The following is a 21645-nucleotide window of genomic DNA, read 5'->3' as shown; positions in this document are numbered from 1 at the left end:
CAATTAATTAGCAGCAATCAGTTTTCCTGATATCTCAAGCGGGATGATATTACTAATAATTTTCGGGAAAGCCGTCACCCCGTAGTTATAGCGATCTACCATGCCCGTCGCGCGAAACTTTAATGTCGGTTGTGCGGTGACAGGGTCAATCTCTACATCAGATAGAGTCACTCTTACCGTTAACGGTCTGGTTTGACCTAAAGCGGTAAAGTCGCCCGTGACACTGGCTTCTTTAGGCGTAATCATCTTGATTTTTTTTGAGACAAACGTCATCGTCGGATATTGCTGCGTATTGAGCAGCTCCTTACGGCGTAAAAAAGAGTCACGTAGCCTGCGCTCGGTATCGATGCTATTGGTATGCACGGTAAAATTAATGGTGGTACTCTCAGGCTTTTTGACGTCATAATTGATCGCCCCATTTACCTTACGAAACTTACCGTCAGTGGTCGCCTTGCCTAAGTATTTGACCTCAAAATCTGCGCTGGTTTTCGGCACATCTAGCTTCCACTTTTGTGGCATCGTATTAGCGGCCAGTCCCATTACCGGTAAGGAGAATAATAAAGAGGTGCTTAACGTGATTTTAAGCCAAGAAGCGGCGCGTGTATTCATACGTATGATCCAAAGAGTAGTATTAAAGTCGTCAGTATTGAAAGTACTTTTAAAGTGGTTTTAAAGTAGTACTGAGCTTTATAGCTTAAATAATAATGCGATAGCGTACTACAACTGTGCTGTTTCAATGTATTATTAAAGTTATGGGTTATTATAAAAGTAAGCATTAGTAAGGGATTATCGCTTAAAATAAGTAGTTTAATCCTTTATATAGTAGAAACAATCATGTCGCTAATGTCCAGCTTTAAAGGTGTTTTAGGCGAAACTGTCATCAACATTGCCATGTGGCTCAAACTTGAAAAAGACGTCTATCATCGCCTGAATAATATCACTTTGCCATTAGCCAACGGTGGCAGTACCCAAATTGACCATGTTATTGTCTCTGTGTATGGCATTTTTGTCATCGAAACCAAAAACTATAAAGGTTGGATATTTGGTAATGAGAAGCAAAGGCAGTGGACTCAGGTCATCATGGGTCGTAAGTATAAATTTCAAAACCCGCTCAGGCAGAATTATCTGCATATCAAGACATTAGCAGATTTGTTAGCGCTAGATTTGAATTATTTTCATTCGATGATTGCGTTCATTGGCGAGTGTGAGCTTAAAACTCGCGATGAGTTACCAGAGCATGTATTAACGAGCAGCATGGCATCTTATGTTAAGAAAAAACAAGATAAGTTATTGAGCGAAGAAGAAGTCAAAGCTATCGTTGAGCAGATTGAAAGCAATAGGTTTAGTAAATCTTGAAAAACCAATAGACAGCATAAAGCCTATCTAAAAGACAAGCAGAGCCCATCAAATAAACCAGCTAATCAGTCTGCGTCTGAGCCAATAGTAAAGGAACTCCCTAAAAAAGCTACCCTTCAAAGTAGAGAGGTGCTGCGATGGTCTGGGCAAACGGAAGTGGGGCAGGCTGCCGATATAGCTATTACGCCGTCTATCAGTACTCAGCTTATCGATGAACAGACTAACAATAAACTGCTTAATAATGATGAGTTTTTTATTACCCCGTTTGAGGTTATAGAGTCAGAGCTAAAAACAGATAAAACGGTGGCCATTGAGCCAATAGATCATGTAACTATTTTAGCTCAAGCGCCAAATTGCCCGAAGTGCAATAGTGAGATGATTAAACGCGTTGCCAAAAAAGGCCCGCAGCAAGGTCAGACCTTTTTTGGTTGTAGCCAATTTCCAAAGTGTCGCGGCGTGGTGAATGTTGATTAGGTTGTCCTTATCCTAACCGTGGATTTCTTCCAAACGTAAACACGCAACCAATCGACCGTCCCACTCTCGCAGTTTTGGCTCTATTTCACTGCATTGTTGTTTGGCATAAGGACAGCGTTTGTGCAGGGCGCAGCCACTTGGCGGATTAAGCGGACTTGGCAGCTCACCATGTAGGGTTAAATCATTTTTATGGCCAGTTACAGTCGGTGCCGCCGCCAATAGAGCAATGGTATAAGGGTGCTTTGGGGCATTATAAATCGCTTCTTTAGACCCATGCTCGACGGCTTGACCTAAGTACATCACCATCACATCATCCGCGACATGGCGCACTACTGATAGATTGTGAGAGATAAAGACATAAGCAGTGTGATATTCGTCCTGTAAATCCATAAACAAGTTTAACACTTGCGCTTGAATCGACACATCGAGCGCTGAGGTTGGCTCATCAGCGACCACAATCTTTGGATTTAGCATCATCGCGCGGGCAAGAGCAATCCGCTGGCGCTGACCACCCGAAAACATATGCGGATAACGGCCAGCATGTTCGGGACGTAGACCGACATGTCGCATCATTTCGTTTATTTTGTCACGCTTTTCTTCTTTAGATAGCTTGGTATGAATATCTAAAGGTTCAGTCAATTGATAGCCAATCGTATGACGCGGGTTTAGGCTGCCATAAGGGTTTTGGAATACCATCTGAATCTCGGTACGCAAATCTTTTAATGCTTTTCTACTATAACCGGTCGTTGCCTCATCGTTGATAAACAGCTCGCCGTCAGTGGGCTCTTCAATGAGGGTCAACTGGCGGGCAAGCGTCGATTTACCGCAACCTGACTCACCAACGACCGCTAGCGTTTTGCCCGCTTCAAGCTCAAACGAGATGCCATTTAGGGCTTTAACATACGCTTTAGGCTTGCCCAATCCTTGCGATACCGGGTAATGCTTGTGTAGGTTGTCTGCTTTTAAGACCACTTTATGACTCATGCTGTGACTCCAAAGTAGCAGGGTGAGGGGTAGAGGTGCGAGAAGGTAGATTAGGCAATTCAGAGTGAATACAGCGCACTTTGCCATTGGGCGTATCTAAAATGGGCGGCGGCACTTCGCAAGCAGGTTCTTTATACGGACAGCGGGGAGATAATAAGCAACCGCTTGGGCGATCATATTGACTGGGTACGACACCCGGCAAACTATTTAGCCTGTCTTGACCGATTGCCAGCTCAGGGATGGCTTGTAGCAACGCTTCGGTATAAGGATGGGCAGGATGTTGAAAAATCTCCGGCACTGTACTGGTTTCAACCACTTGTCCGGCATACATGACGGCGACATCGCGCGAGTTTTGTGCGACCAAACCCAAGTCATGGGTAATTAATACCATTGCCATTTGTTTTTCGCGTTGTAAGCGCCCGAGCAAATCCATAATTTGTGCTTGTACCGTGACGTCAAGCGCCGTGGTTGGCTCATCGGCAATAAGCAGTTTTGGCTCGCAAGCAATTGCCATCGCAATCATAACCCGCTGACTCATACCGCCCGATAATTGATGGGGATAAACCTTAAGTCGATTTTTGGCATCCGGCATCTCAACCAGTTCGAGCAGCTCTAAGATACGCGCCTGTACCGCTGCACCGCGCAGTCCAAGATGCTTGCGCAGTACTTCACCCAATTGCATCTCAATGGTAAAGCTCGGATTTAGGCAAGACATCGCATTTTGAAAAATCATAGAAATGTCTTTGCCAATGATGCCGCGCTTTTCTTTGGCTGACATACTCAGCATGTCTTTATTATCAAACATCACCCGCTTGGCACGAACTGTCGCAGAGGGCGGCAGAAGTCCCATGAGCGCCATCATAGTGACCGACTTACCTGAGCCTGATTCACCGACGACGGCGATGACTTCGCCTTGGGTAATTTTCAAGGACACGTCATCGACGGCGCGAAAAGCACGCGCGCCTTGACCAAAAGTGACCGAAAGATTTTCAATATCTAACAACAGTGGCGCTTCTTTTATTAACGAGCCATTCATGGAAGTATGGGTAAGCGCTGTTTTATCTAAGGTATCAGTCATCTTAGGTTACCTGCTTTAATTTGGGATCTAGCGCATCGCGTAAGCCATCACCCGTCAGGTTAATCGACAAGGCAGCTAAGAAGATGGCGACACCCGGCCAAATAGCGAGCCAAACATTACTTTGAATATATTGCCGCGCTGTACCGAGCATTGCGCCCCATTCTGCATCTGGTGGTTGCACGCCAAAGCCTAAGAAACCAATCGCACCTGCTTCTAAAATAGCAGAGGAAAAAATCATTGTTGCTTGGACGATGAGTGGTGCCATACAATTTGGCAAAATGGTGATGAACAATAAGCGCAGCACGCCAGCCCCCATCACTTGCGAAGCAACAAAGTACTCACGTTGTAGCTCTACCATGGCGGTAGCGCGTGTCAGACGAATAAAAGGCGGCGTACAAACCAAGGCAATGGTAATAATGGTGTTGGTCATAGACGGCCCTAAAATAGCTGCAATAATAATCGCCAATAGCAAGCTTGGATAGGACATCAAAATATCATTGACTAGCATCACCGCTTTGCCCCAAACCTTTGGCCAAAACGCGGCGCTAAGCCCTAGCGAGACGCCGACCAACATGGCAAGGGTCGTCGCACTTAGACCGATAAACAACGAGTAACGTGCGCCATACATCACCCGAGATAAGGTATCTCGACCGGCATCATCAGTCCCAAGCCAAAACATCGTATCGCCGCCACTTAAAAATGCGGGTGGCAATTGCTCTTGACCGGTAAATAATTCATAAGGGTCATGCGGTGCAAGGGCGGGCGCAAGTATGGCGATAATCACCATCAAGGCCAATACAATAAAACCAAGCACCGCGCCTTTATTGCGGCAAAATGTCGATAAAAATAGCTGCCAAGATGACGGCGGTGTCGCTGCCATCAGCTTAAGATCAGAGGGAAGAACAGAAGGCTTCATGAGCATTTCCTACAGTGGCTAGGGCTTTGCTAATATTTAAAGTTTTAGAGTTTTAGCCTTAATAAGTATTAAGCATTTGCTAAAAAACCACTCAAAACCATGCAAACAACAATAGCCACTATTTATAATATGAGTATTTATCAATGTTAAATTAAGAAGTATGTCTGATGCGCGGATTGATCAGACCATACAAAATATCAATAAATAAACTAACCAAAATCAAGGCGGTGGCGACCAATAAGATACCGTTTTGCACAATAGGATAATCACGGGTAAAGAAGCCATCGAGTAGCCAATTACCAACACCCGGCCAACTAAAGATAGTCTCAGTGATAATAGCGCCAGCGAGCAAAGTTGCCATTTGTAAGCCAATCACCGTCACCACCGTAATCAAGGCATTGCGCATAACGTGTACCAATATCACGCGGCGCGGCGATAAGCCTTTTGCTCGCGCCGTACGCACGTAGTCCTCATCTAACACTTCTAGCATGGCCGAGCGCGTCATGCGTGCAATCATCGCGAGTGGAATGGTCGATAAAGCAATAGACGGTAAGATAAAGTGTTTTACCACGTCCCAAAATGCGCCAGGTTCACCTGAGGTCAAGGAACCTAATAACCATGAGCCATATAAAGGTTTGACGTCTAAAAACTGCGCGACAGATATCACACCGGCGACGGGTAATAGGCCTAGATAATGGGCAAATATACCGGTTAGGATAGGTCCTAATAAATAAATGGGCATAGAGTAGCCAGCCAGCGCTCCTGACATCAAGGTGTAATCAATCCATGTACCACGGCGCAGCGCGGCAAAAATACCTAAGCTCACCCCAATGATACTGGCAATGACAATGGCGCACACAGCTAGCTCTAAGGTTGGTACAAAATGGGCAAAGAAGTCTGGTAATACGGGGGTACGGGTACGAAAAGACACCCCAAAATCACCGGTCAATATACCGCTTAAATAATCCCAATATTGGATAACGAGAGGTTTGTCTAAACCAAGTCTTTCTAGGGCACGAGCATGGAGCTCTGGATCGACCATACGCTCACCCATCATAATCTCGACGGCATCTCCAGGGACGAGCCGAATTAGGGTAAAAGTAGATAGCGTTAAGCCAAGATAGACAGGAATGAGAATGGCAATACGACGCAAAATATAAAGTAGCATGGGCTGCTCAATAGTTATGGTTCAATAGTTGTGGTTTAATAATTCTAAGTTGATGACTAGAATATTAGTAATGATGAGAGTGTCGGTGACAGGATGCTTAACAAAGCGCTTAATTCATATAAATACGGCTGGAGCAGAGTATCTGACCCAGCCGAATAGCAATTAAACAATCGTGCATGTCGTACCGGACTTCATCAGTTAAGATTATTCAATCTTGACACCATCGAAGCGTATTGAGCCAAGTGGACTGATTTTATAATCGACGACGTTTGGTGCGGTGAATACCGTTACCACCGAATGCGCCATCGTGGTCCATGGCAGTTGCTCCTTAAATATCTGCTGAGCTTTTACATAGTCATTGACGCGATCATCTTGATTGGTAATCTGACGGGCGTTGGTTACTAAACTGTCAAAGTCTTTATTACACCAGCGTGAGTAGTTATTGCCACCGACCGCATCACAAGATAATAGCGAACCAAGCCAGTTATCTGGATCGCCATTGTCACCCGTCCAACCTGCTAAGATAACATCAGGCTCACCTTTAGCGGCGCGTTTTAGATACTCGCCCCACTCATAAGTGACCAGCTTGGTATTAACACCAATCTTCGCCCAATCTGCTTGCAACATTTCAGCCATGAGCTTGGCATTCGGGTTGTAGGGGCGCTGAACTGGCATATACCAGAGGTTGATGGCAAGTTTGTCAGCTCCTGCTTCTTTCATAAGCGCTTTGGCTTTTTCGACGTCATAAGGGGCATCTTTAATCGATTTATCGTAACCCCATTGCGTGGGTGGCATAGGATTAGTGGCTTTAAGCCCTTCGCTTTGATAAACGGCGTTGATAATAGCGTCTTTGTTGATGGCCATATCTAATGCTTGACGAACTTTAAGGTCGCTAAGCTTTGGCTTTTCAACGTTATAGCCGACATAACCGATGTTGAAGCCGGGTTGGTCAAGCACGGTGGCCTTACCAGATTTTTTAACAGACTCAATTTCGGCAGGTTTTGGATAAGCGGACACATGACATTCGCCAGCTTGCACTTTTTGCGCACGAACCGCCGAGTCTTTAGTGATAACAAATACAAGATTATCGATATGAATATCGTCTTTGTTCCAATAATCTGGATTTTTGGTATAACGAATTTGCGCGTCTTTTTGGTAGGAGGTAAAGACGAAAGGTCCGGTACCTACTGGTTTGGTGTTGATATCAGCAGCATTACCAGCAGCCATCAACTTGTCTGCATATTCAGCAGAATCGATGTAAGCAAAGGCCATTGCTAGGTTTTGCAGAAACGGCGCGTTCGTTTCACTTAGGGTGATTTTTACGGTATTTTCATCGACTTTTTCGATAGTAGAGATAAGATCAGGCAATCCCATGCCGACTGAGTACGGGAACTCAGCAGGATAAGCTTTATTAAATTCAAACTCAGGATTGGTGATACGTTCTAGCGTAAAGACTACGTCGTCGGCATTAAAATCGCGGGTTGGGGTAAAGTAATCGGTTTTACCAAATTTGACACCTTTACGTAGATTAAAGGTATAGGTTTTGCCGTCTTCGCTAATATCCCAGCTTTCGGCTAAGGCTGGCTGAATCTCAGTGCCATCTCTTTTGAATTCTACCAAGCCGTTGTAGATAGGATAGGCGCTCGCATCAAAATCCGTACCTGCCGTATACTGTGCGGGATCGAAGCCAGCAGGGCTGCCTTCTGAGCAATAAAGTAGGGTTTTAGCGGCTTTGGCGTCTGAGCTGGCAGCAGTTCCGTCAGTGGTTTTGTTGTCGCCGCTACAGGCGCTGATACCTAAGATAACCGTCGCCAACAGGGTCAATTTGAAAAGTGATTTTTGCATTATTACATCCTATGTAATTATAATTAGTCGCCAAGCATCTTTATAAGTTCGTTTGCGAACCATAAATATGCTTGACGTCCTTTTAATTCCCTTTAAAGCAATTGTTTATATCGTATTGTTGATAAGCAAATAAAAAATGCATCAGGTTCTATAAACCGTCAGTCAGGTTTGCAAAAAATACTGATATAAATAAGTCGTTTAAATATACTCTGTTAAACACTGCTAATGCAAGGCATCTATAAACTAATTTTGATAGAAAACGTTTCGTTTTAATATCTTTATTGTCGAATTTATTAGTCGTTACTGAACTCAGTAAGCTAACCTAGCTTGTCGATTTTTTTCAGTATTCTAAAAACCAGAACATAGACTGGTAATATAAAATGGCCTAAATAAGTTCTAAAGATAGCAACGAAAAAATATGAGCCACATTCTTATACCACCAGCTTATTCTCATTTTATTGAATATAAAGTTTTGAATAGATAAGCTTGTTAAAGAAAAGCAGCCACAATAAGCTGCTTATCCCATTCCATCCTAACGTATTTTATGACGCGGCTAGCTCAATATGATGATGGTTGGCTTTAATAAGGTCGGCCATTCTTTCAGCAATCATAATCGTTGGTGCATTGGTATTGGCGCTAATTAATGTCGGCATCACAGACGCATCAATAACCCGTAATCCACTGACGCCGCGTACTTTTAATTCTAAGTCGACCACTGATTTGTCGTCTGAACCCATACGACAAGTACCGACAGGATGGTAGATGGTATCTGACTTATTGCGGATATAGCCGAGCATACCGTCTTTTTCAATATAAGGAGCAGGGTAGTCTTCGGTGATATATTTGGCGATGGGCGATTCTTGCATAATAGCGCGCGTACGCTCAGCGCCCGCCACCATATACTCTACGTCTTTTGGGTGTGAGAGATAGTTTGGATCAATCAATACCGCAGCTGACGGGTCAGCAGAATCAAGCCTAACGGTGCCGCGGCTTTCAGGGCGCAGATAGCAGCTATGACAAGAGACGGCAAAGCCGCGTCTAAGATCACGACCATGCTCAATCACGCGCGATATGACAAAATGCAGTTGGGTATTAGGCCATTCTTTTGGGTCATCACCGACACTAAAAAACGCACCCGCTTCAGCATAGTTGGTAGACAAGAGGCCTGTGCCATCCTTTCTCCACTGGCGAATGCTTTTGGTTAAGGTTGAAATGCTTGCCATACCAATACCGATGACATCAGTGGTATTAACCTTATAATCAAAGACGACGTCTAAATGGTCTTGCAGGTTACCGCCAACCTCGGGCGCATCGACTAAGACTTCGATATCATGTGACTGCAAATGCACAGCAGGACCAATACCCGATAACATCAGGACTTTGGGTGAGCCAAAAGCGCCACCAGATAAAATGACTTCATGGTTTGCCATCACCGTATGCTCGACGCCATCTTTTTCATAAGCGACGCCAACGGCTTGTTTGTCTTCAAAGATGACGCGGTTGGCTTGGGCGTGGGTAATGACGGTCAGATTGGGTCGGCTTTGAACTGGATGCAAATAAGCGGCCGCCGCAGAGCAGCGTTGACCTTGTTTTTCGCCATGAAAATGGGTGACTTGATATAAGCCTGCACCGTCTTGTTTTTTGCCATTAAAGTCATCATTTTGATCTAAACCATTGGCAACGGCAGCTTCTACAAATGCTTTTGAGATATCACGTGGACTTAGTAAATCACTGACATGCAAAGGTCCACTGTCACCATGCAGTTCATCTGCGCCATGGATATTGTTTTCTGCTTTAATAAAGTAGGGCAACACATCGTCAAAACCCCAACCTTCGCAGCCTTGCTCAACCCAGCGCTCATAGTCTAAGGCACTGCCACGGGTATAAATCATGGCATTAATCGCTGATGAGCCACCTAAACATTGACCACGTGGTTGGAAGCCGCGCCGGTTATTCAGATGCGCTTGCGGGGTAGTATGAAAGCACCAATTGTTCAATTTCAGCGGCTTGCCTGGGACTAGGAGAATCAAACCTGCAGGGACACGAACTGCAAGGTCTTTGCCTTCACCGCCGTATTCTAATAGGCAGACACTGAGGTCTGGATTTTCTGTCAGCCGGCTGGCAAGCACGCAGCCTGCAGAACCGCCACCCACGATGACGTAATCAAACTTTGGATCAACTTCCATGTTATCTTCCTTATAGCATCCATGCTTATTAAAACGTGCTCATTAAAGCGAGCTTCTAAAATCGCTTCCGTCTTACAGTATCTATTATTTTGGTTAAATAATGCAATAAAAATGACCAAGTGGTATTTGGCAAAGTGATATTTTTCAAAATATTATGAAAAATTCAACGGCCAATAAAATATAAAAATGTTCTGATATGACACTGATGGCTTATTGTGAATAAAGTAGCATTTTACACTGCGCATATTTCTGAACGGACGATAAAGCGCTTACCTTCAGGTATTTCTAATGAAAAACTGGCCCCGCGTCCATCGACCACATCGATGGTCAAATCGGTATGTTGCCAAAGTTTATGCTGCGCTTTACCCATATAAAAGGGACAGCCAGCGAGCTCGCCGATGAGCACGTCTTGGCCGCCCACTTTAAACTCGCCCAATGGATAACACATCGGTGAGCTACCATCGCAGCAGCCGCCTGATTGATGAAACATCAGCTCGCCATGTTTAGATTTGAGTAATTCGATTAATGCTTTGCAGGATTCTGTTGCTTCAAGTTTCATAATTAACTCCTTTTAATCTATAAATCGCTCATTTTTGCTGATGAGCTTTAAAGCAAAAATGCAATCTACCTAGCGATAGATTGCATTGATTCATTTATAAAATAACAAAAAACAGCTTTAAAAGAAGCCCATCGCTTTAGGACTATAAGATACCAGCATGTTTTTGGTTTGCTGATAGTGATCGAGCATCATTAAATGGTTTTCGCGACCGATACCAGACTGCTTATAACCACCAAACGCTGAATGCGCAGGATAGAGATGATAGCAATTGGTCCAAACGCGACCAGCTTTAATGCCGCGACCGAAACGATAAGCGCGCGTACCATTACGTGTCCAGACGCCAGCACCGAGACCGTATAAAGTGTCATTGGCGAGAGCCAGCGCTTCTTCATCGTCTTTAAAGGTCGTGACAGCTAGCACAGGACCAAAGATTTCTTCTTGGAACACGCGCATCTCATTGGTGCCCTCAAAGATGGTTGGCTGTACATAATAACCGTTTGCCATGTCGCCATCGTGTTTGGCAAGCTCACCGCCGACAAGGACTTTTGCACCTTCTTTTTTACCGATATCTAAATAAGAGAGGATTTTTTCTAACTGATCTGAGCTGGCTTGCGCGCCAATCATGGTATCGGTATCAAGTGGGTTGCCCATTTTGATGGCTTTAACGCGGGCGATACAGCGTTTCATAAATTCATCATAGATGCTCTCATGTACCAATGCGCGTGAAGGGCAAGTACAGACCTCACCTTGGTTGAGCGCAAACATGACCAAGCCTTCAACCGCTTTATCTAAGAAGTCATCGTCTTCATCCATGATATCGGCAAAGAAGATGTTTGGACTTTTGCCACCCAACTCTAGCGTGACTGGAATGATATTTTCACTGGCGTATTGCATGATTAAGCGACCAGTGGTGGTTTCACCCGTAAAGGACACTTTATCAATACGTGGATTAGAAGCGATTGGCTTACCAGCTTCAACGCCAAAGCCATTAATGACGTTTAGTACGCCTTTCGGTAAAATGTCCGCCGCGCCTATGACGTCAAGCATGTACAAAACAGAAGCAGGCGTTTGCTCGGCAGGCTTAAGGACGATACAGTTACCAGCGGCAAGGGCTGGGGCAATTTTCCAAATCGCCATTAGAATAGGGAAGTTCCAAGGAATGATTTGACCGACGACGCCAAGCGGCTCATGGAAATGATAGGCGACCGTGTCTTCATCAATTTGGCTAATGCCGCCTTCTTGTGCACGAATAACGCCAGCGAAATAACGCAAATGGTCGATGGCGATTGGAATATCAGCAGCGAGGGTTTCACGTACGGGTTTACCGTTTTCATAACTTTCGGCGATGGCGATTGCCTCTAAGTTGGCTTCGATACCGTCGGCAAGTTTGAGCAACATATTAGAGCGTTCAGTGACACTGGTTTTACCCCATGCGTCTTTTGCGGCATGAGCAGCATCTAGCGCCGCTTCGACATCGGCTGCTTTTGAGCGTGCGACCTGACAAAAAACTTTACCGTCGATTGGACTTGAGTTATCAAAGTATTCGCCATCGACTGGCGCGACCCACTCACCATTGATAAAGTTGTCATATTTTTTGCGGAATTGAACGGGGCTTTTTTCAGTATTGGGATAAGCGTATAACATGAACGATTCCTTGTTGTGTACTATGGTTATATAGATAAACATACCTGGCCTTCCTGACCAAGCTATGACTCTATCGTACTGAGCTTTGGCTTTGAGCGATAATGACTTTTTATAATGATATATTTCGTATCATATAACTTTAGGTTATGTAAGCTTGACGGGTTAAAGTGGTTCGCAAAACTGGCGTAGCTGTTATAATTGTGGATAGCTTTTCCCTCATAATTTGTGCTTAAGCTCTTTTTCTTATTACTATTAACTAAATTGGTTTAGATATATGCGTCAATCTTCTGCTCTTGATATCTTAAAAACGGGTCAAAATGTATTTTTGACGGGCTCAGCAGGTTCAGGTAAGACTTATACTCTCAACCAATATATTGACTATTTGCGCGCGCGCCGTGTTCCTGTGGCTGTTACCGCGAGTACGGGCATTGCCGCCACGCACATGAACGGCACGACCATTCATAGTTGGTCGGGCATTGGTATCAAGGATGAGCTGACTGATCGCGATTTGAGCAATTTATCACGTAAGCAATTTTTGGCAGATAGATTAAAAGATACTGCGGTATTGATTATCGATGAGATATCGATGCTGCACGCTAAGCAGATTAATTTGGTCAGCCAAGTGCTTAAGCACGTACGCAAAAATGATGCAGCGTTTGGTGGTATTCAGGTCGTCGTTGCCGGCGACTTTTTTCAGTTGCCACCGATTGGTAGTAAGGGCGAAACCAACCGTGAAAAGTTTGCCTTTATGTCTGAAGCATGGCTTGATGCTAAGTTCCATATTTGCTACTTATCTGAGCAACATCGTCAGGTGAGCGAAGCGGCGAATGGCGGACTTGATTTGGACGATATCCTCAATCAAATTCGCCGTCAAGAAGTGACTTTTGAGGCGATTGCTGCTTTAGAGGCCACCTTTGATCAAAACGTCGATATCAAACGTACCCGTCTCTATACCCATAATCTCAACGTTAATAGTATCAATGATAAAGAACTTGCCGCATTAGATGGCGAGATGATGCGTTTTACCGCCACCTCTACGGGCGATAGTAAACTGGTTGAGACCCTTAAAAAGACCGTCCGTACCCAAGATGATTTGGTATTGAAAGTCGGGGCTAAGGTGATGTTTATCAAAAACAATACCGAGCTTGGCGTCTCTAACGGCACCATGGGCGAGCTGATAGGCTTTGCCGCGGTAAAAATTAACGATGATAAAGACAATAATGATGATTTGATAGAAGACGATAGTGAAAGCATTGAAAGTGATACTGATAAGAGTATAAAAGGCAAAGGTAAAAAGACCACCAAGGATAAAGAGAAACCAAAAGTTAAAAAACCAACGACGCAAAAAATGCCCGTGGTTAGGCTGAATTCTGGTCGTGAGGTTATCGCTGAGCCGGAAGAATGGATTATCGAAGATGAGACCGGCGATGTGCTGGCAAGCTACGAGCAAGTGCCCTTATGTCTGGCTTGGGCAATTACCATTCATAAATCACAAGGTATGACCCTTGATGCAGCAGAGATTGATTTATCGCGCACCTTTGAGCTGGGACAAGGTTATGTGGCATTATCACGGCTAAAGTCATTGGCAGGTTTACAACTGCTCGGTATGAATGACATGAGCTTGCAGCTTGATCCGCTCGCACGCGGCGCTGACAAACGCTTTTTAGCATTGTCTGATGAGGCTGATGCCAATTATGCGATGCTTGATGAAGAAAGTATGACGCAAGCACATGAGAAGTTTATCTTAAAGTCAGGTGGAACGCTTAACAAATCAGTGATTGATGCTTATGCCAATTTGCAGAAAAAACGCCGCGAGCAACAGCAGGCACAAATAGACAAAAAACAAAAACTTGGCAATCAAGTATCAGATAAGTCGGACAGTACCTTGCTCGCCACCCGAATATTATTAGAAGAAAGCTTATCTATTGCGGAGATTTCGCAAGCGCGTCAGCTATCACAATCGACCATTATGCGTCATATTGGCGAGCTAAAATCTCAAGACCCAAGCCTTGCTTGTGATCATTTGCGCCCAGACGATGAAGTGATGACGGCAGTGGGTAATGCTTATGTCGCGATTAAAGTCGCCAACAATCCAAATGACTTTAATGATGATGGCAGTATTAAGCTGCGCCCAATCTTTGACCATCTCAAGCAAAGCATCGATTACAACACCATTCGTTTGGCGTTGATTTTTATCACGCCTTAGTAAGCCAACTGAGCCAATCAATCATGGTTAAGCCATTTGTATAAAAGCCAATGATAAGAAGTCGGTCATAGTAGCATGTTGGTTTTTTCATGAGAGCATTGAGCTTGCAGCGCTCAATTTTTTATATCCCTTTATAGCGATACCTGTTTATGTCTGATGTTATGCCTGATTTCTCTAGCGCCACTTATCAATTGACGTCTGACCCAGCGGTAGTCGCATATCCTACCACTGGCGAGCACACACAGCCTCTGAGAGTCGCTATTAATGGCTTTGGTCGCATAGGTCGCAATGTATTGCGCGCCTTGCTAGAGCGCTTTGAGGTATTAGGTCGTGCCATTCATGTGGTGGCGATTAATGATTTGGCACCGGCTGACATTCTGCTGCATTTGCTAAAATTTGACAGTACCCACGGTCGCTTAACCCGACTGGGTGTCAGCGCTGATATTGTAATGAGTGACGTCGATGCTGGTAAAGGTGATAGCAATACGACTGTTAATACAGACACTCAGCTGTGTCTGACTAAGAACAATTTAACCTATTGTATTAAGATGCTCTCAGAGCCTGACCCAAAAAACCTACCATGGGAGGAACTGGGCGTCGATGTGGTGCTAGAGTGTACGGGGCACTTTCGCTCTTATGAGCAAGCGCAGTTGCATATAGCAGCGGGCGCGCAGCAAGTCATCATCGGTGCCGCACCCTTTGATGATGTTGATGCTTGTATCGTTATGGGTGTTAATACTGATGAGCTCACACGTAAGCTGCCGATTATATCGAGCGTTTCTTGTACCACGCAGGCATTGGTGCCGCTGATTGCTACCCTTGATAAAGTATTTGGCGTTAAGTCAGCGATGATGACTGAGATTCATGCCGTCACTGCCGATCAGACCGTACTCGATCAAGCGCATCGTGACCCAAGGCGGGCGCGGGCATCTGGCCACAATATTATTCCTACGACCTCCAGCAGTATCGCGGCCACTGAGCGTGTATTGCCAGCGATGGTCGGCAAAATAAACGGCCATTCAATCAGAGTGCCGACCATCGATGTTGCCGCTATTGATGTCACCTTTGTCTTTGATACCCCAGATGTCAGTATAGACGCGATTCGTGATGTGCTTAAAACGGCTAGCATAGGTTGCTTGCTTGATATCATGGCCTATACCGATGAGCCATTGGTCTCAAGTGATTTTATTCATCAAACGGAGTCACTGATTATTGATGGGCAACAGCTTATGCACGTAGGCGACCAGTATAAGGTTTTTGCGTGGTATGATAACGAATGGGGCTATGCCAATAGGCTGCTTGATATGTGCTTGCACTTAGCTTCAAGTAAATAGTTTAAGCTAAAGAGCTGAATAAATAGTTGCGAGCAAACGGTAAGTCATTGATTTAAAACCAGCTGCAAATTAATTTCATTTTTTTAATATGAACCGCTTGCATTATCTAATGATATCTATATAATGATGCACCAATGGAGACGTGGCAGAGCGGTTGAATGCACCGGTCTTGAAAACCGACAAGGGTTCATAGCCCTTCGAGAGTTCGAATCTCTCCGTCTCCGCCAAATTCGAAAAAAGCCCCAATCCATTACTGATTGGGGCTTTTTTTATGCGATATTTTTACAAGTCTTATAAATATCGTCTTATTTTTCTAGCAATTCATCAAACTCAATTTCCTGCCCATCCACTAATACCAGCTTACCTTTGCTAATTTCGATGCTTATCCCTGTATTATTTTTAATCGCCCGCATGACATTGATGTCTTCAATGCTGCTTTCAATAATTATTTTGCCAGATTGCTCCGGCTCGATTGGTGGTTTGAGCTGCGTTAACGGCACATTAAAGGTTTTACTTTTGGTTAAATGCTTCTCTTTCATGGTGAGCTTACCTTTAAAGCTTTTAATCGCCACCTTGCCGTGGTTTGAGAGCATAAACTGTAACTTCACTTGGTTTAAGCTATCGCTATCACTGGTCTTAACTGGCAGTAAGGCAACAGGGTAGTTTTGCGCTTTGGCAGTACCGACTTGCGGACTGGTCACAATCGGGCTTTTCTTACCAGTTGGGTTATTTGGATGCAGGCGCTCATATTCACGCTGTTGGACGAGTGCTTGCTTAATGGTGATACGAGGCATCGCCCCAGATTCATAAGCACCACTGAGCTTCATACGCAGCATATAGCGGCTTAGCAGCTGCCTATCATCTTCAGGCAAACGCTCAAAGGTGTCGCCCAGCTTTTTTTGCCACTGGTCAGAGTTGGTCGGTATGGTCTGCTTACTGGGATCGGCGGGCGGCTGTGAGCAGCCATTAATAACAGGCAGCATCGCCAAGGTAAATGCCAATAATATGGCCTTTCTTACATAGCTTGCATGACCTACATGGCGTGCACTGCTTACAGGTTTATATGAACTAATCATCTTATGCCTCCTTCTCAACCCATATAAATGGTAATGACTCTTATACTAATATAGCGCCTATGATAATTTTGTATGTTTATTTATCGCTAATAGCCATTTGACGTTATTAGATTTATCGAGGAGGGCTTGTTTTAATTGACAAGTTAAGTGACAAATTAAGTAGCAAAAAAAAGACTAAGCGCTATTAAGCAAACTTAGTCTTCTTATTTGGTATGTATTATTAGCTCACGGCTGGCGTTATTTTTTATCTTTATCTTGCAGCTCAGACAGCGGATGGGTGATATTGTTATTATGAGTCACCACAATCGCCTCATCAATGATGCGTTGGCTGACGCCGCGCTTACGCAAACTTTCGATAAAGACTTCATCATGGGCTAGGGTATAATCTTGATGATCGCGATCAAGACCTTGACGAATATAAAGGCGAATAAGTCCTTGAATACGCTTAAAACCCAACTCTTTTGATGTGGCTTCTAATAGCGAAATCATTTCTTCAGACAAACGAATACTGACCGGGCGCATGATTTTTTGCGGATAGTCAGAGAATTTATTTTTTACACGTACAGGTATCATAATAAACCATTACTTTTAGTGAGTAGGAGTAAAGCACTCAGACAAAAACTGACTCAGTCACTGCTAACCTTACCATACAACAAAAGTTGCTAAAAGAACACTGTCGCTGTATTAATATTGTGCGGGCTTATGCTGATGCGATTAGCAGCTAAAATCGGCGAGCATAAAAAAACCTCCATCAAATAAGTGATGAAGGTCTTTTCAAATATGGCTCTCCAACCTGGGCTCGAACCAGGGACACACGGATTAACAGTCCGTTGCTCTACCAACTGAGCTATTGGAGAATAAGTTGTTTATAACGGTTACTAACACAAGTTTTACAAAGGCTTTGGTAGGTGCGATTGCTTATCTTGTTTGCGTTATGTGGGGCACATTTTAGCCAAGTAGTTATGGGCTGTCAACCTTATTAGGCGATTAATTATAAATATAATTGCAATCCGTATGAAATTGAGCTTTTTTGCTTTTAAAGTGGCTGAATTATTGACTGTTTTAATAAATGACCCTGATACAGTCTATCGAACCTATATATAAAACTGACTTGCAAGAAAGGTTATGAATTTCACTTTATTAGTCAGATTAATTAGACTATCTATTTGAAAGTAAAGTAAAAGCCTGCATTACTGTAAACCTTCAAATCTCTATTTCAAGCGCTGCTATAAACCTATAAAATAGCCACCCGAGCGTTTCTTTAGCGTTTTGGCTGTAATTTGCTTTACTTTAAAGCTTTTTAACTTTATCCGCGACCATGCGACACGTTTTAACCCAGCACTTTCTAAACAATTATTTTCTAACCAGTTTTTTTCTAACCACTCACTTCCTAAAAAACCACGTTCTAACCAATATAGGTGCCTAAAATATGAGTCCAACCATGATTGCTTACGGTTACCTTGCCATCGCTATTGTTTGTGAAGTGATTGGCACTACTTTTTTAGTCAAATCAGAGCAGTTTACGCGCTTTATACCCACGCTGATTATGGCGGTGCTTTATGCGATTTCGTTCTACTTATTAACCCAAACCATAAAAACCATCCCTATCGGTATTGCTTATGCGTTATGGGGCGGGCTCGGTATCGTGCTGACTTCTTTGGTAGGGCTGTTCTTCTTTAAGCAAACGCTTGATACTGCTGCTGTGATTGGTATTGCGATGATTGTAGGCGGTGTCGTGGTGATGAACTTGCTGTCTAATTCAGTGGCGCATTAAGCAGCTATTAATTATTTACCAGCAATCATGAGTTTTTAGCCATGAAGCGTTACATTGATATATTGGTAGAAGGTGCATGGCTAATATAAAGTATGTTTAGAGCAAGTCTAGAATAAAAAATGCCTATCGCACAACGCTAAAGATAAAACGTCAAAGATAAAAACGGTGACCATATTGACCACATTAAAATATATCGCTCATTATTCTGAGCAGATTCAAAGCCAAGCGGCGACGCTGATTAGCACGGGCAGATTGGGCGATTATTTGGATAAAAATTATCCCAATCGCCATCAAATACAAAGCGATAAAGCGCTATATCAATATATCAATGAGATCAAAAACCAATATATGCGCAAAAGCAGCCCGCTGTCGCAAGTGACTTATAATAGTAAACTTGCCGTGCTTAAGCATGCGCTTGGCATTCATACCTATCAATCGCGCGTGCAAGGCAGTAAGCTAAAATCACATAATAGCATTACAGTAGCCAGCCTATTTAAGGAAGCGCCGCCTGAGTTTTTGCGTATGATTGTCGTACATGAGCTGGCACATTTTAAGGAGCAAGAGCATAACAAGGCTTTTTATCAGCTCTGCTGCCATATGGAACCGGATTATCATCAGTATGAGCTCGATACCCGTTTATGGTTGCATTGGCGCGAACGCTAATCTATCTTGGTGCTAAGCAATAGTTAGCTGAATTTTGTTTAAGCCGATTTTTAGTAAATGTAAAACTGAACAAGGACGTTTTTATGAAAGTATTGGCCATAGGTGGTAGTGGCGGCATGGGGCGCGCTGCGGTGCGTGCGGCGATGAGCTTTGATTTTGTTAGCGAGATTATCGTCGCTGGTATTGACAGTGAGCTGGCGGAGCGTTTTGTTGCCGAGTTAAATAGCAAATCGCTAAATAGAGGAAATACAGAAGCTCTTAAAAAACCTGTCCGCGCGCTTTACTTGGACGTAACAGATAACAATAGCCTACGCCAAGCGATTCGCGACGTCGATGTGGTACTAAATTCAGCAGGGCCTTTTTTTCGCTTTGGTGTACCGATTTTAACGGCGGCGATAGAGGAAGGTAAGCACTACTGTGACATTTGCGATGATTGGCAACCGACCGTCGAGATGCTTAAGTTAAATGCGCGTGCAAAACAAAATAATGTCACCGCCGTGATTGGTTTAGGTGCGAGCCCCGGTATTTCTAATTTACTGTGTGTGAAAGCGGCAACGGCGTTGGATGAAGTGGATACTATCGTGTCGGCATGGAAGCTATCGGGCGCTGTGAATGCCGATGATGGATTTAGTCGGCCGGCCAATGAGGGTCAAGTTGACGCAGCGGCAGTACATCTTATACATTGCTTATCTGAAGATATCCGCGTGTTAGCAGCTGGAAGGATGGTCGATAAGAAACCATTAGCCCATTCAAAAATCGACTTCCCAAGGCTTGGTGAGCTTGATGTGTGGTCACTCGGACATCCTGAAGCGGTCACTTTAAATAGGCGCTTTCCACGGCTAAAAAACTGCTATAACGGTATGCTTGGTATCGATGATATCGTTGATAATCTGCGCCAAATTGCGTCGGCAGTAGCGGCGGGGCAAATGGCTGTTGAGGATGCAGCACGGTTATTGACTGATAAAGATAGTCGCAAAGCACGCCAAACCCATTTAGCCGAAAGCGAGGAAAAAGAGATTCCAGGCTTAGTAGCCTATGCGCAAGGACGCAAAAATGGTCAACCTGCCAGCGCTGGTGCTTTTATTCGCAATACGCCTGCAGGTGGAATGGCAACGGTCACTGGAATCCCGCAAGCGCTATTTTTACCACTGCTACATCAAGGTCATTTAAAGCAAAGCGGTGTCTTTGCGCCAGAAGAAATCATTGATCCCGATGTGTTCTTTGCTTTATTCGATACTTTTTGTGGACCACAAGGTTCCGGTTTAACAGTCCTTACCTCAGATTAAAATTTTCTAGAGCGCATCAACAAAGCCTAATAAGGTTAAATTTCATAAGTAGAACTGGACCTAATATAATAGCCGTTTTAAGATTAAGGTAGCCTATGAGTGGATCAGCGCAGCAAGGTATGGCTAAAGGTAAAAAAGCGTGGCTCATTCCTGTGCTGTGTCTTATCGTTGGTGGTGGATTAACCGGTATTTCGACCAATTTGGCGAAATTTGCAGGCGAGGTCGGTCTGACGCCGCTGGCATTTCTGTTTTGGTCTATCACTGGCGCGGCGTTGATTTTATTCAGTTATGCGCTTTTTCGCCATGAACTGCCGCCGTTAAGCAAACCAACCCTGAGCTATTATCTAGTGGCTGCGTTAGTGAGTGTGGCAGGCTCCAATCTCATTTTCTTCTCTGCTATTCCGCATGTCGGCGCAGGTTTTGTCGCGTTGATTATCTCTCTGCCGCCGCTCCTAACTTATCTGGCCGCAATCATCTTAAAAATAGAGCGCTTCACTAAGCTGCGTGCACTTGGCGTGGTCGCTGCACTTGCCGGAGCAGGGGTGCTCGCGGCACGTAAATTTGCTGCGCCCGATGCCAGTGTGTTTTGGATCGGGCTTGCGCTTTGCGGGCCGGTGTTATTGGCGATTGGCAATATTTATCGCAGCTTATACTGGCCAGATAATCTGTCTCCAAGCGCACTTGTACCCGGTATGCTGATAGCAGCCTCTGTGTTACTTGGTTTAGTCAGTCTTATGCCGCACTTTTCACTAGCGGTGCCGATGACAGAGATGTTGCCGTTAGGATTGATTGCGGTGCAGGCGTTCGTTTTCGCTGGTCAGTTTTTACTGTTATTTTTACTGCAAAAAACGGGCGGCCCAGTATTACTAAGCTTATTAGGCTCGGTCGGGGCGGTCGTCGGTGTGCCTGTCGCTATATTTTTACAGGGGGAAAGTCCGCCAGAAGGGCTGTTTTTGGGTGCGTCATTGATAGCGCTGGGTGTCGTATTAGTCACCTATGGCGGCGTAAAAATGGCGACATCTATAGCAGATAAGCGCTAAGATAATGATATATTAATTAACTTATGTTGGTATTATTAAGCACTTATAAAGGTTCT

19 protein-coding genes and 2 tRNA genes are annotated in these 21645 nt (G+C 44.3%); 9 read left to right on the top strand and 12 right to left on the bottom strand.

The window, feature by feature from the left end; translation table 11 throughout:
• Window positions 1-3: 3 nt before the first annotated feature.
• Window positions 4-609, bottom strand: a complete 606-nt coding sequence (locus JMX50_RS01055) for a YceI family protein (protein ID WP_201628107.1) — start codon at window positions 607-609, stop codon at window positions 4-6.
• A 225-nt stretch (window positions 610-834) separates the two neighbouring features.
• On the opposite strand from JMX50_RS01055, the gene JMX50_RS13245 reads away from it, so the two are divergent.
• Window positions 835-1356 carry a nuclease-related domain-containing protein gene (locus JMX50_RS13245; RefSeq protein WP_265088567.1) on the top strand — a complete coding sequence of 174 codons (522 nt, stop codon included), beginning with the start codon at window positions 835-837 and terminating at the stop codon, window positions 1354-1356.
• A 129-nt stretch (window positions 1357-1485) separates the two neighbouring features.
• Window positions 1486-1830, top strand: coding sequence for a topoisomerase DNA-binding C4 zinc finger domain-containing protein (locus JMX50_RS13240; protein WP_265088566.1), 345 nt, complete (start codon window positions 1486-1488; stop codon window positions 1828-1830).
• Window positions 1831-1842: 12 nt separating this feature from the next.
• Here the strand turns inward: JMX50_RS13240 and JMX50_RS01045 are convergent, their stop codons facing one another.
• The 8 genes from JMX50_RS01045 to JMX50_RS01010 form a co-directional block, all read right to left on the bottom strand.
• Window positions 1843-2814, bottom strand: coding sequence for a peptide ABC transporter ATP-binding protein (locus JMX50_RS01045; RefSeq protein WP_201628106.1), 972 nt, complete (start codon window positions 2812-2814; stop codon window positions 1843-1845).
• Window positions 2804-3892: an ABC transporter ATP-binding protein gene (locus tag JMX50_RS01040; protein WP_265088565.1), complete on the bottom strand. Its 1089-nt coding sequence runs from the start codon at window positions 3890-3892 to the stop codon at window positions 2804-2806. The genes JMX50_RS01045 and JMX50_RS01040 overlap by 11 nt, the downstream gene beginning before the upstream one ends.
• A 1-nt stretch (window position 3893) precedes the next feature.
• Entirely contained in the window at window positions 3894-4808 is a 915-nt protein-coding gene (locus JMX50_RS01035) for an ABC transporter permease (protein WP_025650615.1), read from the bottom strand.
• A 151-nt stretch (window positions 4809-4959) separates the two neighbouring features.
• Complete coding sequence (locus JMX50_RS01030) at window positions 4960-5976, bottom strand: ABC transporter permease (protein WP_201628105.1); 1017 nt, start codon at window positions 5974-5976, stop codon at window positions 4960-4962.
• A gap of 204 nt (window positions 5977-6180) precedes the next feature.
• Entirely contained in the window at window positions 6181-7821 is a 1641-nt protein-coding gene (locus JMX50_RS01025) for an ABC transporter substrate-binding protein (RefSeq protein WP_201628104.1), read from the bottom strand.
• Between the two features lie 542 nt (window positions 7822-8363).
• Window positions 8364-10007, bottom strand: a complete 1644-nt coding sequence (locus tag JMX50_RS01020) for a GMC family oxidoreductase (RefSeq protein ID WP_201628103.1) — start codon at window positions 10005-10007, stop codon at window positions 8364-8366.
• Window positions 10008-10239: 232 nt separating this feature from the next.
• Window positions 10240-10566 carry a DUF779 domain-containing protein gene (locus JMX50_RS01015; RefSeq protein ID WP_201628102.1) on the bottom strand — a complete coding sequence of 109 codons (327 nt, stop codon included), beginning with the start codon at window positions 10564-10566 and terminating at the stop codon, window positions 10240-10242.
• A 117-nt stretch (window positions 10567-10683) separates the two neighbouring features.
• Window positions 10684-12210, bottom strand: coding sequence for an aldehyde dehydrogenase family protein (locus JMX50_RS01010; protein ID WP_201628101.1), 1527 nt, complete (start codon window positions 12208-12210; stop codon window positions 10684-10686).
• Window positions 12211-12484: 274 nt separating this feature from the next.
• Between JMX50_RS01010 and JMX50_RS01005 the strand changes: the two genes are divergently transcribed.
• From JMX50_RS01005 to JMX50_RS00995, 3 genes are all read left to right on the top strand, one after another.
• The gene (locus JMX50_RS01005; protein WP_201628100.1) at window positions 12485-14416 is read left to right on the top strand and encodes an AAA family ATPase; all 1932 of its coding nucleotides are present in this window, start codon (window positions 12485-12487) and stop codon (window positions 14414-14416) included.
• A 161-nt stretch (window positions 14417-14577) separates the two neighbouring features.
• Entirely contained in the window at window positions 14578-15750 is a 1173-nt protein-coding gene (locus JMX50_RS01000) for a type I glyceraldehyde-3-phosphate dehydrogenase (RefSeq protein ID WP_201628335.1), read from the top strand.
• Between the two features lie 136 nt (window positions 15751-15886).
• Window positions 15887-15977, top strand: a tRNA-Ser gene (locus JMX50_RS00995).
• 78 nt (window positions 15978-16055) lie between these two features.
• Here JMX50_RS00995 and JMX50_RS00990 read toward each other — a convergent pair.
• The 3 genes from JMX50_RS00990 to JMX50_RS00980 all read right to left on the bottom strand — a co-directional run bounded on the left by JMX50_RS00990 (window position 16056) and on the right by JMX50_RS00980 (window position 17683).
• On the bottom strand, window positions 16056-16826 hold the full coding sequence (locus JMX50_RS00990; protein ID WP_227670845.1) for a hypothetical protein: 771 nt from the start codon (window positions 16824-16826) through the stop codon (window positions 16056-16058).
• Between the two features lie 237 nt (window positions 16827-17063).
• On the bottom strand, window positions 17064-17399 hold the full coding sequence (locus tag JMX50_RS00985; protein ID WP_201565211.1) for a CopG family transcriptional regulator: 336 nt from the start codon (window positions 17397-17399) through the stop codon (window positions 17064-17066).
• Between the two features lie 208 nt (window positions 17400-17607).
• A tRNA-Asn gene (locus JMX50_RS00980) sits at window positions 17608-17683 on the bottom strand.
• A 572-nt stretch (window positions 17684-18255) separates the two neighbouring features.
• Between JMX50_RS00980 and JMX50_RS00975 the strand changes: the two genes are divergently transcribed.
• From JMX50_RS00975 to JMX50_RS00960, 4 genes are all read left to right on the top strand, one after another.
• Window positions 18256-18600, top strand: a complete 345-nt coding sequence (locus JMX50_RS00975) for a DMT family transporter (protein WP_271134609.1) — start codon at window positions 18256-18258, stop codon at window positions 18598-18600.
• 174 nt (window positions 18601-18774) lie between these two features.
• Window positions 18775-19263 (top strand): M48 family metallopeptidase, encoded by a 489-nt coding sequence (locus JMX50_RS00970; RefSeq protein ID WP_201628099.1) that lies wholly within the window; start codon window positions 18775-18777, stop codon window positions 19261-19263.
• 83 nt (window positions 19264-19346) lie between these two features.
• The gene (locus JMX50_RS00965) at window positions 19347-20549 is read left to right on the top strand and encodes a saccharopine dehydrogenase family protein (protein WP_201628098.1); all 1203 of its coding nucleotides are present in this window, start codon (window positions 19347-19349) and stop codon (window positions 20547-20549) included.
• 95 nt (window positions 20550-20644) lie between these two features.
• Entirely contained in the window at window positions 20645-21589 is a 945-nt protein-coding gene (locus JMX50_RS00960) for a DMT family transporter (protein WP_201628097.1), read from the top strand.
• Window positions 21590-21645 lie beyond the last annotated feature (56 nt).

Origin of the sequence: Psychrobacter maritimus (genome assembly GCF_904846345.1) — a bacterium.
Taxonomy (GTDB): Bacteria; Pseudomonadota; Gammaproteobacteria; order Pseudomonadales; family Moraxellaceae; genus Psychrobacter; species Psychrobacter maritimus.
This window is presented reverse-complemented; position numbering and strand designations above follow the sequence as displayed.

What these genes read in the sequence shown, in the direction of transcription:
- JMX50_RS01055 (WP_201628107.1), bottom strand. Translation starts at nt 609, where the DNA reads ATGAATACACGCGCCGCTTCTTGGCTTAAAATCACGTTAAGCACCTCT.
- JMX50_RS13245 (WP_265088567.1), top strand. Translation starts at nt 835, where the DNA reads ATGTCGCTAATGTCCAGCTTTAAAGGTGTTTTAGGCGAAACTGTCATC.
- JMX50_RS01045 (WP_201628106.1), bottom strand. Translation starts at nt 2,814, where the DNA reads ATGAGTCATAAAGTGGTCTTAAAAGCAGACAACCTACACAAGCATTAC.
- JMX50_RS01040 (WP_265088565.1), bottom strand. Translation starts at nt 3,892, where the DNA reads ATGACTGATACCTTAGATAAAACAGCGCTTACCCATACTTCCATGAAT.
- JMX50_RS01035 (WP_025650615.1), bottom strand. Translation starts at nt 4,808, where the DNA reads ATGAAGCCTTCTGTTCTTCCCTCTGATCTTAAGCTGATGGCAGCGACA.
- JMX50_RS01030 (WP_201628105.1), bottom strand. Translation starts at nt 5,976, where the DNA reads ATGCTACTTTATATTTTGCGTCGTATTGCCATTCTCATTCCTGTCTAT.
- JMX50_RS01025 (WP_201628104.1), bottom strand. Translation starts at nt 7,821, where the DNA reads ATGCAAAAATCACTTTTCAAATTGACCCTGTTGGCGACGGTTATCTTA.
- JMX50_RS01020 (WP_201628103.1), bottom strand. Translation starts at nt 10,007, where the DNA reads ATGGAAGTTGATCCAAAGTTTGATTACGTCATCGTGGGTGGCGGTTCT.
- JMX50_RS01015 (WP_201628102.1), bottom strand. Translation starts at nt 10,566, where the DNA reads ATGAAACTTGAAGCAACAGAATCCTGCAAAGCATTAATCGAATTACTC.
- JMX50_RS01010 (WP_201628101.1), bottom strand. Translation starts at nt 12,210, where the DNA reads ATGTTATACGCTTATCCCAATACTGAAAAAAGCCCCGTTCAATTCCGC.
- JMX50_RS01005 (WP_201628100.1), top strand. Translation starts at nt 12,485, where the DNA reads ATGCGTCAATCTTCTGCTCTTGATATCTTAAAAACGGGTCAAAATGTA.
- JMX50_RS01000 (WP_201628335.1), top strand. Translation starts at nt 14,578, where the DNA reads ATGCCTGATTTCTCTAGCGCCACTTATCAATTGACGTCTGACCCAGCG.
- JMX50_RS00990 (WP_227670845.1), bottom strand. Translation starts at nt 16,826, where the DNA reads ATGATTAGTTCATATAAACCTGTAAGCAGTGCACGCCATGTAGGTCAT.
- JMX50_RS00985 (WP_201565211.1), bottom strand. Translation starts at nt 17,399, where the DNA reads ATGATACCTGTACGTGTAAAAAATAAATTCTCTGACTATCCGCAAAAA.
- JMX50_RS00975 (WP_271134609.1), top strand. Translation starts at nt 18,256, where the DNA reads ATGAGTCCAACCATGATTGCTTACGGTTACCTTGCCATCGCTATTGTT.
- JMX50_RS00965 (WP_201628098.1), top strand. Translation starts at nt 19,347, where the DNA reads ATGAAAGTATTGGCCATAGGTGGTAGTGGCGGCATGGGGCGCGCTGCG.
- JMX50_RS00960 (WP_201628097.1), top strand. Translation starts at nt 20,645, where the DNA reads ATGAGTGGATCAGCGCAGCAAGGTATGGCTAAAGGTAAAAAAGCGTGG.